The organism is Pedobacter lusitanus, assembly GCF_040026395.1.
Classification (GTDB): domain Bacteria; phylum Bacteroidota; class Bacteroidia; order Sphingobacteriales; family Sphingobacteriaceae; genus Pedobacter; species Pedobacter lusitanus.
The window spans coordinates 1,094,000-1,112,842 of sequence record NZ_CP157278.1; the positions used below are offsets into that span (position 1 = coordinate 1,094,000).

Annotated in this window: 11 protein-coding genes; 3 read left to right on the forward strand and 8 right to left on the reverse strand. The window is 37.9% G+C overall.

Going from position 1 to position 18,843, the window contains the following annotated elements; all coding sequences use genetic code 11:
* Window positions 1-44: 44 nt before the first annotated feature.
* On the reverse strand, window positions 45-578 hold the full coding sequence (locus PL_RS04765) for a hypothetical protein (protein WP_152620340.1): 534 nt from the start codon (window positions 576-578) through the stop codon (window positions 45-47).
* 112 nt (window positions 579-690) lie between these two features.
* A complete protein-coding gene (locus tag PL_RS04770) occupies window positions 691-3,525 on the reverse strand; it encodes a hypothetical protein (RefSeq protein ID WP_152620339.1) in 2,835 nt (944 codons plus the stop codon).
* Between the two features lie 631 nt (window positions 3,526-4,156).
* On the opposite strand from PL_RS04770, the gene PL_RS04775 reads away from it, so the two are divergent.
* From PL_RS04775 to PL_RS04785, 3 genes are all read left to right on the forward strand, one after another.
* Window positions 4,157-4,804 (forward strand): response regulator, encoded by a 648-nt coding sequence (locus PL_RS04775; RefSeq protein ID WP_052496415.1) that lies wholly within the window; start codon window positions 4,157-4,159, stop codon window positions 4,802-4,804.
* A 395-nt stretch (window positions 4,805-5,199) separates the two neighbouring features.
* A complete protein-coding gene (locus PL_RS04780) occupies window positions 5,200-7,050 on the forward strand; it encodes a peptidase M61 (protein WP_348621117.1) in 1,851 nt (616 codons plus the stop codon).
* 185 nt (window positions 7,051-7,235) lie between these two features.
* Window positions 7,236-9,719, forward strand: a complete 2,484-nt coding sequence (locus tag PL_RS04785; protein ID WP_041881176.1) for a DUF5686 and carboxypeptidase regulatory-like domain-containing protein — start codon at window positions 7,236-7,238, stop codon at window positions 9,717-9,719.
* A gap of 1 nt (window position 9,720) precedes the next feature.
* Here the strand turns inward: PL_RS04785 and PL_RS04790 are convergent, their stop codons facing one another.
* The 6 genes from PL_RS04790 to PL_RS04815 form a co-directional block, all read right to left on the reverse strand.
* Window positions 9,721-10,374, reverse strand: a complete 654-nt coding sequence (locus tag PL_RS04790; RefSeq protein WP_052496231.1) for an MBL fold metallo-hydrolase — start codon at window positions 10,372-10,374, stop codon at window positions 9,721-9,723.
* Between the two features lie 9 nt (window positions 10,375-10,383).
* On the reverse strand, window positions 10,384-12,153 hold the full coding sequence (locus tag PL_RS04795; protein ID WP_041881177.1) for an ABC transporter ATP-binding protein: 1,770 nt from the start codon (window positions 12,151-12,153) through the stop codon (window positions 10,384-10,386).
* 102 nt (window positions 12,154-12,255) lie between these two features.
* The gene (locus PL_RS04800; protein WP_041881179.1) at window positions 12,256-13,227 is read right to left on the reverse strand and encodes an ornithine cyclodeaminase; all 972 of its coding nucleotides are present in this window, start codon (window positions 13,225-13,227) and stop codon (window positions 12,256-12,258) included.
* Between the two features lie 17 nt (window positions 13,228-13,244).
* The gene (locus PL_RS04805) at window positions 13,245-14,219 is read right to left on the reverse strand and encodes a pyridoxal-phosphate dependent enzyme (RefSeq protein ID WP_041881180.1); all 975 of its coding nucleotides are present in this window, start codon (window positions 14,217-14,219) and stop codon (window positions 13,245-13,247) included.
* Between the two features lie 35 nt (window positions 14,220-14,254).
* Complete coding sequence (locus PL_RS04810; protein ID WP_041881181.1) at window positions 14,255-15,349, reverse strand: RNA polymerase sigma factor; 1,095 nt, start codon at window positions 15,347-15,349, stop codon at window positions 14,255-14,257.
* A 536-nt stretch (window positions 15,350-15,885) separates the two neighbouring features.
* The gene (locus PL_RS04815) at window positions 15,886-18,270 is read right to left on the reverse strand and encodes a glycoside hydrolase family 95 protein (protein WP_041881182.1); all 2,385 of its coding nucleotides are present in this window, start codon (window positions 18,268-18,270) and stop codon (window positions 15,886-15,888) included.
* Window positions 18,271-18,843 lie beyond the last annotated feature (573 nt).

The following is an 18,843-nucleotide window of genomic DNA, read 5'->3' on the forward strand; positions in this document are numbered from 1 at the left end:
GATTAGAAGGCAGAGATTTGCTGATCCCTGCCTTTAATAATTTGTTACTGTGCCGAAATTGAATAAATCAGATCTGTACTGTATTTCTGCTTATCAGCAGTTAACAATACCGCATTTTTATCAATCTTATAAAGTAAATCAAAGCTCTGGCTAAGTGTTGCCGGTGCTCCGGTATAAATAATCTGGTTAGCTACTGTCGGAACCACCTCAGGACCAAAAGTACTACCGCCTGATGTTTTTGCACTCACTTTAAGGATCGTCAACGGAATTGTCTTTGCCGCTGTAGTCTGGCCGATAAAATCACCTGATGCTTTAATCAATACATTATAAGCTTTTGTACTGGTTACATTCAGCTGACTTGGAACGGTAACGCTCTTGTTTCCATTATAATCACTCACCGTTTCGTAAACAAAATCTACGATAGGGCTGCCTGTAGGACCATCTGGACCAACCCCGATAACGTCTTTCAATTCTACATTAACTTTAACTTGTCTTACCAGCGTCTGTGCTTTAAGATCTCTGCTTGTCAGTACCATTGCAACCATAAGAAGAGCAATAGTGATTAGGTTTTTTTTCATAATTTTTATTGTATAAATTTTTATTTTACTATTTATTGTTTGCTGTTTATTGCAGAATTTCATTTGTCACTTTATGAAGTAAAATTGTATGATTACATAACCTCCTCCTTTTCTATTTAAATTTGACTATTTCCACTTTCCTTTGTTCATCTTTATATTTAAAAACAATTGCTGATACAGTGTTACGTTTCACCAGTAAATCTTGTCCCTGATTGACAATAGAGAAAGGCATTCCACCAGTTTCGACAGATACTGTATAGTTGTTTTCAGGGAGATAAAAATTAAAGCCACCCAGTTCATTAGTCATAGTATTAAAGGTTTTGCCATTTGCAGCAACCGCCTTTATCCTCAGTCCACCTAAAATGGGTGTACCTTCTGTATACTTATCAGCAACGTATTTCATTGTACCACTCACCCTCTCTGTTTTGACCAGCGGGATTTCAAGTTTTGTATTCTTAATTAAAAACACATCGGTTGGTTCCAGTAAATTCCATCCCTTGTCATTCACAATAGACACCGAATAGGTTTTATTCTTCTCTGCGGTAAAAGTCACTATGCCTTTATTGTTTGTAATCGCAGCAATACCTTCGGTTTTCACTAAAATACCTGCGGCCGGAGCTTCATCTTTATCACGGTGTCCGTTGCCATTATTATCCTCAAAATAAACCAGTTCCAATTTTCCGTTATCTCCACGCCCTGCGCCTCCAAAACTTTTTTCTATACCTATTCTCAATTGTCTGTTGTCTGACCGGTAAGATTTCAGATACTGTAAATCTCCCTGCGGCTGTGTTCCATCAACAGGATTATATTCACGATCGGATCTGATTTTATTCAGACTGTAAAATATATCTGCAGATATAGCCCAGTCTCCTTTCAGCAACCATCTGAGATTAGCATTCAATGAATAATTCTGACTTCGGTTAAAGCCGTAATAATTATACATTGATGAAGCGTTTACCGTTAATTTATTATCAAATAATACAAAATGAGTATTAGGACCAAATGAATAAATAGTGTACCGGGGGTTTCCTGAAATTGCCAGTGCATCTGTCAGATAATAACTATTAAACTGGGTAAAACCCGAAAAGCCGAATACCCTGTTTCTGTAGCTGAAATTCATCCTGGAAGAGAAAAATGGTGCCGGTGGTTTTTCTGAGGTATTCCTGTAGGTATAACCATGATCCATTTCAAAAGACAGGTCATGAACATTATTGCTATAGGTAATATTGAATCTTGTCCGGACAGAGGCTGATTTCCAAACATCATTTTTATTATCGGACAGATTACCAGCAGTCATATACTGCGAAAAATAATAAGGTCTGATGTTATAAGTCCACTGGCCTATCCGGTTTCCGAATCCGATTTCATAAGTTGAATTCCCGTAATTATTGGTAACCGGCAAATAAGCACTATCTGCATACGCCAGTACTTTGGGGGTGTTTTTGACAATATTAATCCGGGCATTTAAGTTTTTATGTTCACCAATGGCCACTACAACACGATTTTCCAACTGAAGCAGCCCTTTTCTTATGCCGTCATAATAAGGTGAGGAATAATAATTACTGCTATAAAAATTAACTCCTCTATAATCCAGATAATAACCAGCTCCGGCAGCAAGTCCGTTAAGCGATCTGGCAGCATAGTCCTGTTTACTGTAACCGGCATCAAAACCAATATGTTGATATTTATCCAGCTGAATATTAGCATTCGATGAAACCAGCGTCGTCTTTATTCCTGTCAGCAAATTATTACTGCGTAAAACAACCAGCTGTTTATGATCAGCTTCTGAATTTTCCTCTTTGTAGGCAACAGCCAGCGTATTTCCAAATTTGAGCTTGTTAAACTGAGAGAACAACAGATAGTTATTATCAAGGGCATATACATTCAAAGATTTCTTATTACCCAAATAAACTTTTCCTTTAACACCTCTGCCATTCAGGTTAAAATCCAGAGACTCATAGATATTACCAATCCTTGCTCCCCAGGTTTTACCTTGATAAGCTACATAGCTGTCATATACATTAAAACCCTTCTGACCAGGATTATTAAAGTAATCAACATTGGCCTGATAACTGATCTGCCGGCCCGCACCGAGTTCATACTTACCATTTCCCTGCAATTGATACATAGACAAGGTGGTATCTATAGTCATATATCTTAAAGCCACTGTATTTGGCTTGTCCTGGTAAAAGGGAGTCTGATTAACTGCTAACCTTCTGTCACTGGAAATGCTCATAATCCTCAGACGCTTTACTGCAATCTGATTATTTTTGTTATCCAATGCCCGGATAGTCACCGAAAAATCTGCCGGGATATTACTATTTAATCTATTCTTTGCTATAAAAGGCAGACTCTGCTGTGTTCCGGGCTCAAGCGTCAGATTAACAGTCTCACCAACGAAATCAAGTCCATCAGGAATTTCAGTGAGTTCCAGTCTGAAACTGACAGGGATCAGACCATTATTAAAAATCCTTACCATTACCCTTGCCTGGTTGGTCAGCTGATTCAGATAGACTTCCTGCTGGTCAGTATCAATAAATATGCCCTGTATATCTTCGAGTTGCGCATAAAAGGCGGCTTCGATTCCGGGATTTTCCATAGCAGCTTCGCTGGATTTCTCTCCTTCAACTTCTCTGAGTTTAATCTTTATTACCTGCATACTATTCCTGATAGTTTGCCTGTCCGCCATATATTTTAACGGAAAAGATCTTTTTTGCCCGGGTACAAGTATAATGGTATCGGGCAATCTCAACAGCCCGGTTTTTTCCTGCCCCGGTATAGTCTGACGAACCAGTTTCACCATAACATCAGCATGGTTACTAATCCAGAATGCGTTGGTAAAGGTCTGCCCTGCTCTTACAGAAACCGTATCCAGCTTAAAACCACAGGAAATATTGCCCGTCTGGCCCTGAGCATCCACTTTAACTACAGCGCACAACACTATCATGAAGACAGCAATTGATTTCCTATAATTTAAGTAAACAGATAATATAAGCAGGTACATGGGAGGGCATTGTTGGAAACGCAAATATTATTCTTATATATAAATAATACTATTTCTATACCCACATAAAGATGTGGACTCAGAAATATGTTAAGCGCATTATTCTTGCTTTCTAAAAACTATATTTGAGCATCCGAATATAGCCGCCTGGTTTTGCACTATTATCATTTGATAAGAGTAAGCACCATTTTATTTTAACAAACGTAATTAAGACAAAAAATAATTTACCTGTGTTAATTTAAAAATGAGCCAAAGCTTATATCCGTCGCGTTAGAATGTCGGATTAACATAAATACCTGAAAATATCTCGTAATAAAATTACTTTAATGCTTATTGACATGAACAGAACTCAAAGCTCTACAATTAGTTCACCCAGATTTAACCGGCAAAAATAAAACCTGTATAAATCCCAGTAACATATGCTGCCCATACTGTTATTATTTTTTACCTGAACTGCCATTCCGGTAATGACTGGTACAGATTTTATGAATGGCCTGATGAATTCTGATAAGGAAATTATCAGCAAAGGTATAATGAAATAAAATCAGACATCTCCTACGAGAATAAATATCTAATGAATAAAGACAAAGTATCTACCGATGCTATAAAAGTCGGGGTTATTGATGATAGCGAAATAGTCAGAAGGTTAATAACTATATTTCTATTGAACCGCACTGCTCCTGCATTCGAAGTGGTTTTTGAATTGGACACTTTAAATCAGGCTGATCATATAAACACTCTGGAAACATCTCCCGACATTATCTTACTTGATATAGATATGCCGGGTATTAAAGGATATGACGGTATCCCATTACTGCAAAAGCGCTTTCCTGATTGCGCAATAATTATGTTTACGGATCTGGATGATGATGATCTGATTATGAAATGTATCCGGCAGGGCGCCAGGGGCTATTTAAAAAAGGACTCCATAGGTTATGAAATGATAGAAGGCATTGTGAGTGTAGTGAACGGAGGTTCTTATATTTCCCCACGGCTGACCAGGAAGTTATTCAGCCATTTACAATTTAAGAATAATGTATTTGCCAAATTATCAAAACGGGAACAGGAAATCGCCGAAGGTATTCTGGATGGTTTGAGTTATAAATTGATTGCCTATAAACTGGGCTTACCTATTGATACTGTAAGAGATCATATAAAAAGAGTGTACAGAAAGCTTCACATTAACAGCAGAGGCGAACTGGCAGCACTAATCAGGATCTGATGATTGATAAAACCGGCAAAAATTTAAGCGTAACAGTTGCATAGCAAACAGAGAAGTCAGAGAGGTGTAAGAGATCGGAGTTGGTATAGGGTTGGTATACCCAGGGGGTATACCAACCCTATACCAACTCCGATCTCTTACCTATCCGTAACATAAATTCCCGCCACTGGCCCGTACCGGAATTAGTTTACAGAAGTCCGCCAACCTTCTTACCTTGGGATAAACCTCAGGAAAAGCTATTGGAATTCGTTTTCGTTAACAGTATTTAACACTAAATAACATTGGATAAACAAAAAAACGTCTTCCTGATTATAGCTTTGTAACTTAACCCGTTTAATTTACTCTTAGAGAAGAGGATTTATTAATCAGCACAGCAAATCATTCAAAGACAATCCATGAAAAAGTACTTCATTCAATTTTTACTTCTGGTAACCGCTGGTTCAGCTTTTGCACAGAAAAACAGCCCGAATTATCAGTATAGTCTGAACTTAAATAACGTTACCAATGATAAACTGCAGGTAACGCTGCTTACTCCCAAACTGAAAGGCAGTGAAACTGTTTTTCATCTGCCCAAAATGGTTCCGGGCACTTATGCGATTGCTGATTATGGCCGTTATATCTCAGATCTTAAAGCTTTTGATCAGAAAGGAAACCAGTTAAAAACTGATAGAACGGATTCAAATTCCTGGAAAATTTCCGGTGCGGATCAACTGACAAAAATAACTTACCTGGTTGATGACAGCTGGGACAGTCCTGAAATTAAAGGGGAAGAAATTTTTCAGCCTGCAGGAACCAATATAGATAAGGATAAAGTATATGTGATTAATAACTTTGGTTTCTTTGGTTATTTTGATGGCCAGAAAAACATCCCTTTTGAAATTACGATCACCAAACCAGCTGAATTTTATGGTTCTACGTCATTGAAGGCAAATCATATCAACGCAACTACTGATCGTTATGCTGTTCCGGATTATTATAGCCTTGCAGATGCACCAATGATGTATAATAAGCCTGATACTACGGTTTTGAATATCGGAGGTACAGAAGTCCTGATTTCTCTTTATTCTCCTAATCAAAAAGCGACTTCTGCAGTTATCGCTCAGGAACTCAAAAAAACACTGGAAGCTCAAAAAGAATATCTTGGAGGGAAATTACCTGTTGACAAGTATGCCTTTATTATAGCTTTAACAGATAACACTCAAATCAAAAGTTATGGTGCTTTAGAGCATTCTTATTCATCTTTCTATTTTCTGCCCGAAGGATTTATTCCGAAAAAATTGGCAGAGACTATTAAGAACACCGGGTCTCATGAATTTTTCCATATCGTAACGCCACTAAGCATCCACAGTCACGAAATCGGGGAATTTGACTATGATAAGCCCAAAATGTCTGAACATTTATGGATGTATGAAGGCTTAACGGAATATGCTGCCCATCATATGCAGGTAAAGTACGGATTAATAGATTTCAATAAATATCTTGAAGTTCAGACTGATAAGCTAGACAATGCAATGCGCTATAATGATACGCTGGCTTTCACCAAAATGTCTAAAGGTGTTCTGGATACTTACGAAAGCCAGTACGGAAACGTTTACGCAAAGGGCGCATTAATCGGTCTTTGTCTTGACATCAAACTCAGACAATTATCCAACGGAAAATACGGAACGCAAAACCTGATGGCCGATCTGTCAAAAACCTACGGAAAAACAAAGTCATTTAATGATGATGAACTGTTTGCAACCATTACCAAACTGACTTACCCTGAAATCGGGGAATTCCTGAATACTTATGTTGCCGGAACAAAAAAACTGCCTTATAAAGAAATATTTGCAGCCATAGGTGTAGATTTTGAACCTGTTGTAACCGTTAAAAAAGCTGGTATGGGTAAAATGGGTATGGGATTTAATGGCCAGAGATTATTTGTTGCAGATATCAAAGGAATGGATGATTTTGGCAGGAAAATGGGCTATCAGAAAGGTGATGAGCTGATCAGCATCAATGGAAAAAACATACCTGATGTCTCAGAAATACAACAGTTTCTGAATAATCTGCTTGAGAACATGAAAGAAGGTGACAAACTAACTGTCGTGGTTTCCAGAAAGGACAGCAATGGCAAAGCAACTGAAGTTACCTTAAGCCAGCCGGTTGAAGTTCATGAGGAGAAAAAATATAATGTGCTGAAAGAATTCCCGGTACAGTCAGATGAACAAAAAGCATTGAGAAAAGCTTGGTTAAATATTAATTAATCCTGCTGGTTTACCAACAGATAAACAGGCGGGTATCCTCAGATATCCGCTTGTTTGTTTATAAAAACATGCTGGTTATTTATCCTCCTTCAGAATATATATCATGATATTTAACTTTTTTTAACTATATGTTATAGAATAACCTATAAAAAAATATAACAACTTAGCCTTACAATAATCATGATATGAAGAAACTATTATTTTTATCTTATTTGCTGCTTACAGCAGGTGTGGTTTTCGGACAACAGTTTGTACTTAAAGGTATCACCACTGATAAACAGAAAGATATACTCCCCTTTACCAGTATCTATGTCCAGGGTACCAGCCAGGGTACTTCGGCCAATACCAACGGCGAGTTTCAGCTCAGACTTGAAAAAGGAAAATACACCTTGATTTTTAGGGCTGTAGGTTATATCCAGCTGACCAAAGAAGTAGAAATCAGTACAGACACTTATTTGTCTGTAGTCATGCAGCCGGAAGTTTATCAGTTAAAAGATGTAACTATTAAAGCAGGTGCAGAAGATCCGGCTTATGAAATTATCAGAAATGCCATCAGGACACGCAAGCAGCATTTAACGGCAGTAAAAGCTTATTCCTGTGATACCTATATCAAAGGCGTAACGAAACTCAAAAATGCACCAAAAAAAATCCTGGGCAGAAACATCCAGGATGATCTGAAAGATATAGGCCTGGATTCTGGTAAAAGAGGTATAATTTATCTTTCTGAATCAGTTTCCAGATTTAATTTCCAGCAACCTGGTCAAATCAATGAAGAAATGATTTCTTCGAAAGTGAGTGGCAGCAGTAATGGCTTCAGTTTTAATCAGGCTACCGATTTCATGATCAGTTTCTATAGAAACATCGTTGATATTAAAGAATTAAGCCGGGTTGGGTTTGTCTCTCCCATTGCTGATAATGCCATGCTTTTTTATCGCTATAAATTTATCGGTACTTTCAGAGAGGGTAATGACTGGGTTAATAAAATACAGGTAATCCCGCGCCGCAAATACGATCAGATATTTAACGGGTATATCTATATCACTGATGATAGCTGGCGTATTCACAGCACCGACCTGACTATTACCAACAACTCGATGATAGAGGGTATTGATACCTTACGTATCAAACAACAATTTATCCCGGTTAAAAATGACCAGTGGATGCTGGCCAGTCAGCGTTACGATTATTCAGGCGGCCTGCTGGGTTTCAAATTTATGGGAACTTATACAGGTGTGTTCAGCAATTATAATACGGATCCGGCTTTCCCGCCAAAATTCTTTAGCAACCGGATTATGAAAGTAAATGCTGATGCCAATAAAAAAGATTCTGCTTACTGGGCCGGGATACGCCCGATGCTGCTCACACCCGAAGAAAGCAGGGACTATGTGAGAAAGGATAGTATCAAGCTGGTGCGGAATTCTGATAAATACCGGGATTCAATAGATAGAAAAGAGAACAGGTTTAAACCTTTAAAGGCGCTCATCACGGGTTATACCCACCAGAACACCAGAAATAAAGAATACTGGGGTATTAATGCACCGCTGTTTGGTATTAATTATAATACTGTAGAGGGCTGGATTTACAATCCTAAACTGAGTTACAGAAAAACATTGAAAGACAGTACTTCTCTTGTATTTGAGCTTAATCCCCGCTATGGTTTTGAAAACAAAAAACTGACAGCAAATGCTGCCCTGGGATATCGCTACGATCCTAAACACAATGGAAATATCTCACTTTCCGGCGGAACAAGTTATGCCGATTTTAATAGTGAATATGGGGCAATACCTGCATTATTTAACACAATAAGCACATTATTTGCAAAAGACAACATCCTGAAATTGTATAAAAAAGACTTTGTAAAGGTTTCTTCAGGTAGAGAACTTACCAATGGATTGTATCTTTCCGGAAATCTGGAATATGCCAACAGGACTCCCCTGCTCAATACTTCGTTCAGAACAGCCGGCAGTTTTCCGGATAAAGAATTTACAGCAAATAATCCTTATCCCATGGCTGGGAACGATTATGCCTTCAGCGCTAATAAAGCGCTTACTTTAGGCTTAACATTGAATATAACTTTTGCGCAAACTTATATTGAACGTCCGGATTTCAATATCAAACAAGGCTCTGCGTATCCTAAAATCCAGCTTAATTACCGCAAGGGAATCAAAAACATACTCAATTCGGATGTTGACTTCGATTATATAGGAGCCCGTGTCTATGATTCCAATAAAAAACTGGGGATTCTGGGTGTTTTCAGATACAGTCTTGCAGCTGGTAAATTTATGAACAGAAATAGCATGTATTACATGGATTTCAAACATTTTGCCGGTAGCGATATCGTCATATACAGCCAGTTTACGGATGGCTTTATGATGCTCAGCCCTTATGAATTCAGCACCGGAAAAGAGTTTTTAGAGGCACATTTCGAACACAATTTCGGCGGACTCTTTCTCAGTAAAATCCCGCTGTTTAAAAAGTTGAAACTGGAGGAAGTAGCAGGAGTTAATTACCTGACTTCTGATGTGATTAAAAACTACACAGAGGTCTATTTTGGGGTTCAGCGCTTTGGATTAAGATTCAACGTGGTTAAGGCTTTTAATTATAATAACCATAGTATCAATGGCAATAAACAGCATAATATAGGATTCAGAGTTTCGGCAGCTTTCTGATTTAATGGAATGCGTGAGCGCTAGGTCTGTTCTTACGCATTCTGAAATCAGCAAATAATGTTTTATCATCGATTTGAAAATATAGATTATTTGTCATCAGAAAATCCAGATCCCTGCCTGGTGTATATCCAAATGAATGTCCCGGCCAGATCAGCATCTTTTTAGGGAAATACCGCTTAAAAAACTGTACGGAATCAAAAAGAGCACCTGCATCCTCTGCTTTGCAGGTGCCTACTCCTTCGATAAAAATAGTATCACCGGTAAAACAATGCGCGCCTATCTGATAACAGGTACTGCCTGCGGTATGACCGGGGGTGATTACCGGATTGATATGAAAATTACCGATAACCAGTTCTTCCAGGTGTCTGACAGCAACCAGATTTGAGCAGCTAAAATTATACTGCTCAATTTCAATGGCCGACATATAAACCGGAACATCATACGCAGCTGCAAAAACAGGTGCAAGATTGATATGGTCACGGTGTGAATGGGTTAAAAGAATCCCCTTTAATTCAATCTGATGATCAAGTAAAAAATTATTGATCAGCTCGTAGTCCCATGCAGGATCTACCAGAATACCCGACTGCTGATCATAAATCAAATAACATTGATTCTTCATTTGTTCTTCTGAAACACGAAAAAGTTTCACTTCCATATGCTACACTTAATTGGTGAATTGCATCTCACTAAGATTTCTGTATAATCCTCCATCTACACCTATCAGTTCCACGTGAGTTCCCTCTTCTACTATCTGTCCTTTATCCAGCACGATAATTTTATCAGCCTGTCTTACTGTAGCCAGACGGTGAGCGATTACAATAGAGGTACGGCCTTCCATTAGCTTATCCAGTGCATCCTGAACAAGTCTTTCTGATTCTGAATCCAGAGCCGACGTAGCTTCATCCAAAATCAGAATACGCGGAGCTTTAAGCACAGCCCTGGCAATAGCAATCCTTTGTCTTTGTCCGCCGGAAAGTTGTATACCCCGTTCTCCGACTATAGTTTCAAGCCCTTTTGGAAATCTTTGAATAAATTCCCAGGCATTGGCTTTTTCTGCTGCTGCAATAATGTCCTCTCTGGAGGCTCCTTTTCTACCATAACCAATGTTTTCACCGATAGTGCCTCCGAAAAGGAAAACGTCCTGCGGAACCACAGCTATCTGAGCTCTCAGTTCTGATAAAGGGATACTTCCGCTGTCTCTTCCGTCAAATAGTATTCCTCCTTTTGATGGATTATACAATTTCAGCAATAAAGATACTATAGTACTTTTACCAGCACCACTTGAACCAACAATAGCCACTTTCTGATTTGAAAAAGCTTCAAACGAAACTCCCTGCAATACATTAATGTCTTCTCTGGTCGGATAATGAAAATGGATGTTATTGAAACTGATTTTTCCATGAAGCAGATTTTCCGGCGCTATGGTTTTGAAATCAGTTAGTGGTTCTACCGGTTCTTCCAGTAATTCAAAAAGATGAGCAGTAGCTCCTATACTCTTCTGTAAAGCAGTATAAGCCTCCGCCAGTCCCGAAATAGAGGTAGCAATAAAGATAGAATATAACAGGAAAGAAATAAGTTCTCCTGAAGCTACGCCTGTAGTTACACCCCGCCAGATGACTGCGACAAGCGTACCAAACATCCCCACAATAACAAATGAGTTGAATAAGCCTTTATATTTACCACCCTTCATGCCTAACCTGGCCATTTCTGCGGTATGCTCCCGGTAACGACCTATCTCGAAAAATTCACTGACAAAGGCTTTCACACTAAAAATTCCCTGAAGTGTCTCTTCTACGACAGTATTTGAAGCAGCTACTTTATCCTGTACCTGCATTGCATATTTATTCAGGAACCTGCCAAATAATTCGCCTATGACTACCATCACAGGTAATAAAAGCAACATGAAAATAGTCAGTTCCCAGGAAGTAATCATTAGTAAAACCAAACCACCGACTACAAGAACCAGTAATCTGATGATCTCGGCCAGAGTGGTGTTAAATATTTCCTGAAGCAGGGTAATATCAGCCGAAATTCTGCTGCTCAGTTCTCCTACTCTTTTATGAAGAAATACGCTCATTGGCATTTTAATCAGATGGCTATAAACCTTTTGACGTAATGCAGCCAGTGTTTTTTCTGTAACATTGACAAATAATACTACCCTGAAAAAAGAAAATATGGCCTGTACAACCAGGATAGTTACCAGTAGCCAGCCTATGTAGGTGGTTTTTCCTGAATCGATTCCCTGTTTTCCACCATCAATTAATTGTCCTAGTAGTTTTGGCAGTGCCAGACTGGATACACTTGCCATCATCAGCAGTAAAAGTCCGAGCGTAAATTCCAGCCAGTAAGGTCTGGCATAATTAAATAAACGATATAATGGCTTAAGAGAGTTACTCTTTGTGTTTTTAACTTTAACAGATGTTGCTTGTGGCATTTGAGGAATAGATAGATAAAAGACGTTAAAATAAATAGTTCTGCTGTTAAAAATTATCCACGATACATCAAATATGTACCGTGGACAACAGTTTTACTATTATTAATCAGGTAATGGGAAACCCATATTTTTATTCAGTGCTTCACGGTAATAATATCCGCCCACTGCAATATCGAAAATTGCCATTCCCATTGGGTTAAACATGACAACATCTGAAGTTTCCCTTTTATCCAGGATACCTTTATTTACAATTTCTGCAATTGAATAGGTATCACTTTCCAAAAGACCTTTTTGCAAATGCATATTTTCAATATCTGTATTTTGTCTGCAGACTTCTTCCCAGTTGTCTACAACTACAATATCCATGAAGTCCTTCATATCTACTGTATAATCTCTCAGAGAAACATTCAGCTGTAATGAGCCTTTTTTAGGTGATATATTGATATAAGGTGCATCAGACACTGTGCAGGTTATAAATATATCAGCATCCTGATAACTTTCTTCCCAGCCAGACACGATGATCACTTTGTCTGCGATGTCATGATCGATAGCTGATTTATCAATTCGGTTAAGGTCATTGATTAACACTTTCTCAATGTCATTCCCTAAAATTGAAGTGATCATTCTCAGGTGCATCTGTCCGATAGGACCGAAACCATTAATTCCAACAACCAGTTTCCTGTCGGTATTCCGTTCTTTTATAAATTCCTGAACCATTAAACCTGATACAGCTGCCGTTCTGATCGCACTGATTGTAGCTGTGTTAATTATACAGCGTGGTATTCCTGAATCATGCTCGTTCAGAATAGTAACAGAATTTGCCCTTAGTTTATCTTTATAAATATTATCAGGAAAACTGGCAATCCATTTTATTCCTGCCCATGGATTTTCTCCTCCAATATATGCAGGCATAGCAATAATTCTGTTTTTAGGATCTCCGAATCTTAAATAAGGCTTAATTGGCTGTGAATAATCGTTGGCATGAAGTTGCACAACGGCGTCTTTAATTACTGCAGTTAATTGTTCCCAATTAAACCCGATTTCTTTAATAGTATTGGCATTCAGATATAACATGATTTTGAGTTTACAGCTTAAAAATTAATGGAAAGGACTTCTTCATTTAACTTTGCAGCTAATTGAGTGCCCCATTCCTGATTATAAATGGTGTCTAAATAAGTATGTCCCTTATCCGGGAAAATCAGCAGAGAGTTAGCTTTGGTATCCAGGTCATTGAATCTGAAATAGTTTTTAGCAGCAAGATAAACGGCACCTGATGAAGCTCCGGCAAAAATTGCCTGTTCATTAAGCAACTCTGAACAGCCTCTGATAATGCTCATTTGAGAAACAATAACCACATCATCAATAATAGCATTTTCCATAATCGGAGGAACCTGACTGGCACCTATTCCCGAAATATAACGCTTAACCGGCTTATCGCTAAAAATGACTGATCCTTCGACATCTACACCTACAATCTTTATTTCCGGTCTTCTTCTTTTAATAAAATCTGAAATCCCGGTAATAGCACCACTTGAGCTTACAGCAATAAAAATATAGTCCAGATGATCAAAAGAGGAAACAATTTCTTCTCCCAAACCATAATAACCTTTATAATTATTCGGATCTCCGTACTGATCTGCGATAAATGAGTCAGGTGTCTGCTCATGTAAGGCATTGACAACATTAATCCTGGTTAACAGATATCCTCCGGTATGATCTCTTTCTGTGACCTTCACCACTTTATAAGCCATCAGATTTAACAATGTTTCGTAGGAAGAATTGATATTCGGATCGATTACAGGAATAAATCTCAATCTCAACCTCTTGCAGATAGAGGCTACGGCAATAGCAAGATTACCAGAGCTGGAAGCTATAATTGTGGTATTCTCTGAAATTTTCCCCGATTTGATACCGTTGTAGATAATACTGTATGCTGCTCTGTCCTTCGAGCTGCCCGAGAAGTTATTGTATTCTAACTTCGCATAAAGATTGGCATCGTTATTTTTCAGTTCAATAAGTGGCGTTTTGCCTATAAAGGCTGCCAGCTTTTCTAGTTCTTTTAACATAGGTATATAAGTCTAAAGATGAGAGATGGAATAATTTATGGATTTGTATTTTTCAAGTAATGGAATGAATGATTTGAGGTTGTACAGACCTCCGGATTATGCTTATCCGGATACATGAAAGAGGTTCCGGGGCTGAAAGCTGCTAAGACTACAGGCAAAATGATAGCTGCAGCTGCAGAGCTTACCCAACCCAGAAAGAAAAGGGTATATCTCTTTTTTATAGCACCTGCACGCGCAATCAGCATCCGCAGTTGAAGATAATTCTGTTCAGCAGCTTTTTGCGCTGTGCACTGACCCATTGCCAGTACTAAACTTCTTAATTCTTCAAGATGAAGGCTAATCAGCGGGTTCTCTTTTATCCTGGTTTCCCAGTCATGAACATCCTGCACATTTATTTTTAAACAATAATTAATGAATGTTTCATCTTTCAACAATTCACTGAAATCATTTCTATGCATCTGCTTAATTATTTTTCTTAATAGAGCGGGAAAACTTAATATTTCACTATTGTATTTGAAAAAAAACAAAAAAAAAATATTCGCTCCAAGAGCCACAAGCAGATAAGTTTCCTGCTCTTTGGTAATTGCAGATTTTAATTTATCAATAGCCTTATACATCGTATTGTAGACAGTATTGATAGAAATTTTATTATTCATGGCTATTTCCTGATAAGATAAACCAAGATAAAACTTCTGATAAATCAAACTGCGCTGTCTGGCAGCCAGCTGACCTATATGGGTTTTAACAATCTGAATAACGGTTCCATTTGTTCCCTGTTGAATATATTGATCTTCTACTGAGGGGGATAGAAGTGATACAGGTATATCCTGAAGTTCATGCAACTCTTCGGGAGAGATTACATTTTTGCGGTATAATTTTCTTAAAAAGCAAGTTAAAATATAATTATGGTAATTACCGACATTAGACAGGTTACTTCTGTTTTCCCATAAATACAGGAAGACATCATTAATGGTGTCCTTCACTGCATCTTCAGAAAAGTATCTCTTGTAACCTATAAAACTAAGATAATGATGATAATGGGAATATATAATATAGAAATCATCCTCTCCTTCTGATAGTGTAAAAGATTTCCAGACATGCTTTAGATCATTCCCTTTTAATCTGATCATATTATTAAACAATTTACTATATTAATATTTTTTTTATAAAGTAAAGCAATATATATTAATATATTATTAATCTAATAACTAATTATCATTAACAATTTATATCAACAGAAACAAGAAATAAATAAACAAAATAACAACAAAGGCTTCTAACTATAGTTCTGCGCTTACCTCTTATAAGCATTTTGTATTTTCTTCAATTGCACAGAAAACATAAAATGCTCTAAATAATTCATATTAATTTAATACAATTCAGACATCAGTATATAACAAAAAAAGCTACAAAATTCGTTTTATTTGCAAATCATCTTTACACTTTACACTCATCAGTACTTACATAATCAATAACTTACAGGATTTTTATTTTATTTTATAACTATCCCGCAAACATAAATTAACCCTAATTACTAAGAGATACCTTAAAGTTAAATCATAAAAAATAAAAACTAATTATTATTACACCAATTGACAGTTTCCCTAGGTGAACACGCAAGAATTTATCACCAGACGGTGAATTTCAAAAAAAAGAAAGGATCTGATTACAATAATTCATTCAAACTATATTCCTTTCCTGCAACTACAGAAATATCAATAGTTTTACTTCCATATTTAACTTTACAGATTCCTGTATTTTTAGCTTTCAGAACAGCAGAAGTCAATTTCTTGTCTTTCCACCCCATATTAACCACATATCCTCCCCGGGCAACCAGCCCTTTAACAGAACCATCTTTCCATTCTACCGGAATTGCCGGCAGGAGTTCTATATATCCCTGATGGCTTTGCAACAGCATTTCTGCTATTCCGGCACCACCTCCAAAATTTCCATCTATCTGAAAAGGAGGATGTGCGCAAAACAAATTCGCATAGGTACCGCCACCTTTCATCTTAACCTCTGCCCCGTTACCAACAAAACGAAGTAATTTTTTAAGTGCATCATAAGCTCTTTCTCCATTCTGCATTCTTGCCCATAAATTAATTCTCCAGGTAATTGCCCAGCCGGTACCGTCATTGGTACGCACAGTTAAAGTTTTACGGACTGCATCCGCTAATACCGGATCCTGCGCCGTGGTAATTGAATACCCGGGATATGCGCCAAAAAGATGCGACAAATGCCTGTGTCGGGGATCTTCATCTTTCCAGTCATGATACCACTCCTGTAAATTCCCCGCTTTACCAACTCTGTAAGGCAACATATTTTTCAATGCATTCTTAACTTTGTTCCGCATATCAGGATCTGTATTTAAAATCTCACTTGCTTTCACATAATCATTAAACAGTTCCCTGATAATAGCTAAATCAGCCGTACCACCATATAACAATGCTCCTGTATAACCCTTTGATGTCACGTAATAATTTTCCGGCGAAGTGGAGGGTGCCGTAATTAATCTTCCTTTTTTATCCGGAATCAGAAAGTCCAGACAAAATTGCACCGCTCCTTTCATTAATGGATAAGCCTGTTCGGAAAGATAAACCCTATCCTGTGTAAAGGCATAATGCTCCCAGAGATGGGTAGCCATCCAGTTACCTCCCATTGGCCAGTTTGCCCAGGCCGGACTTCCCTTCCCAAAATCACCAACCGGATTGGTCATAGCCCAGATATCGCTGTTATGATGCAAAACCCAGCCACTGGCACCATAATAATTTCTGGCAGTCACTGCCCCTGTTTTAGCTAAACGACCTATAAAATCCAGCAAAGGCTGATGCATTTCCGGCAGGTTTGCAGTTTCAACACCCCAGTAATTCATTTCTGCATTAATATTGGTTGTATAGTTACTGCTCCATGGTGGCTGAACTTTTTCATTCCAGATCCCCTGTAAATTAGTAGACTGACCACCAGCCCTGGAAGAGCTTATCAATAAGTATCTGCTATACTGATAATATAGAGCTACCAGTGCATTATCACTTTTACCGGCAGCAAAAGCATTTAATCTATCCATAGTTTTCATTCCTGCACGATCTTCATCGCCAAGACTGATTTGTACCCGGTCATAATACTTTCTGAAATCAGCAGTATGTTTCTTCAGGAGTACAGCATAGGATTTCGCTTTATGCAAATAACCCGCAGCTATTTTCAGCTCGTCTTTTCCATGCGTGCCGGGATTAACGTCAAATCCATTAAAACTAGTTGCCATAGAGAGCAAAATAACCGCTTCTCCTGCGCCCGAAACTGTTAAACTACTATCTTTTGCGACCACTTTACCATCAGTTTTAAGCACTTTAATATGCGCACTGAAACGCATCCCGTTGACATCATCCCAAATAACCTCATTCCCATGATTGAGAGGAGAAACATGTACCGGAGAATGCCCTTTCATCAACAAATCCTTATTTGAAGAGGATACTTTATGTTGCAGCAAGCTGTTTAAACGACACGTGAAATCAAGTTTATCTTTTCCGCTTGCAGTAAATCTGATCACAACCAGCTGATCCGGATTTGAGATAAAAGTTTCACGGGTATAAGTTGTTCCATTAATTGTATAACTGGTTCTGCTTATCGCATTTTGTATATCAAGTTCTCTTTTATAATCTGTTACTTGCCCACGGTGTTTAAAATCAAAAAACAGGTTACCGAGCGGAGCATAGGACTCAGAAAACTTCCCCTGCATAAAACGCACCAGCGAGTCAGCTTTTTTATAGTTTTCAGCAAACAATGCTTCCCTTACGGGTTTTAAATAATTTTTAGCCTCGGGGTTCATATCCGGATTAACCGGTCCTCCTGCCCATAGCGTAGCCTCATTTAAAGAAAACCGCTCAGTATTCACTCCTCCATAAACCATTACTCCGAGTCTGCCATTTCCTAACGGTAATGCTTCTTCAAATTGTCCGGCTGGTTTATCATATAATAACTGATGATTATTTTCCTGTCCGGATGTATAATTTGTGAACAGCATAAAAGCTGCAGCGAAAAAGAAAGATTTTGTCATCAGTATATAATTAACAGGTTTATAAAGACGAATATTTATTATGTACAGCCTGATTGTTGTTTTTTACATTTTCTTATTTCGAATTTGTAATCAGGAGCCCGCAAAAAGCCAGGTTCATACCGGCTTGTATTGAACTGTACACCATTGTTTCATTCGGTTTTAAATTTGGTTATGATAAAATAAAGGAATAATCCGGCACCCTGGTTTTGTATTATTGGCTAATCATTAAACGATATAGCCCAATGTACCATCATAAAAAGTTTACCTGCATAAATTTAAAATAAAACTTTGTTGCTTTTAGTTAAATCATCCCACACTGAAAGATATACATATAGTTTATTCATTTACAAGAAATTAGCATTATTATTTTCAATCAGATGAGTTTCAAATCACAACCTGCCTGCTGCTGCTGCCACACAACACCCCTGTAATTAACCAGGTATTTATAAGCATACCCTATGAAAAAATGAATTGGTCAGACTGCCAAAAACATAGTACATCTGTTTTCCGGCGAATATTTCTGAGCTGAAATATGATTACTCTCAGGAAGACCCGAACTAAACTGTTTATGCT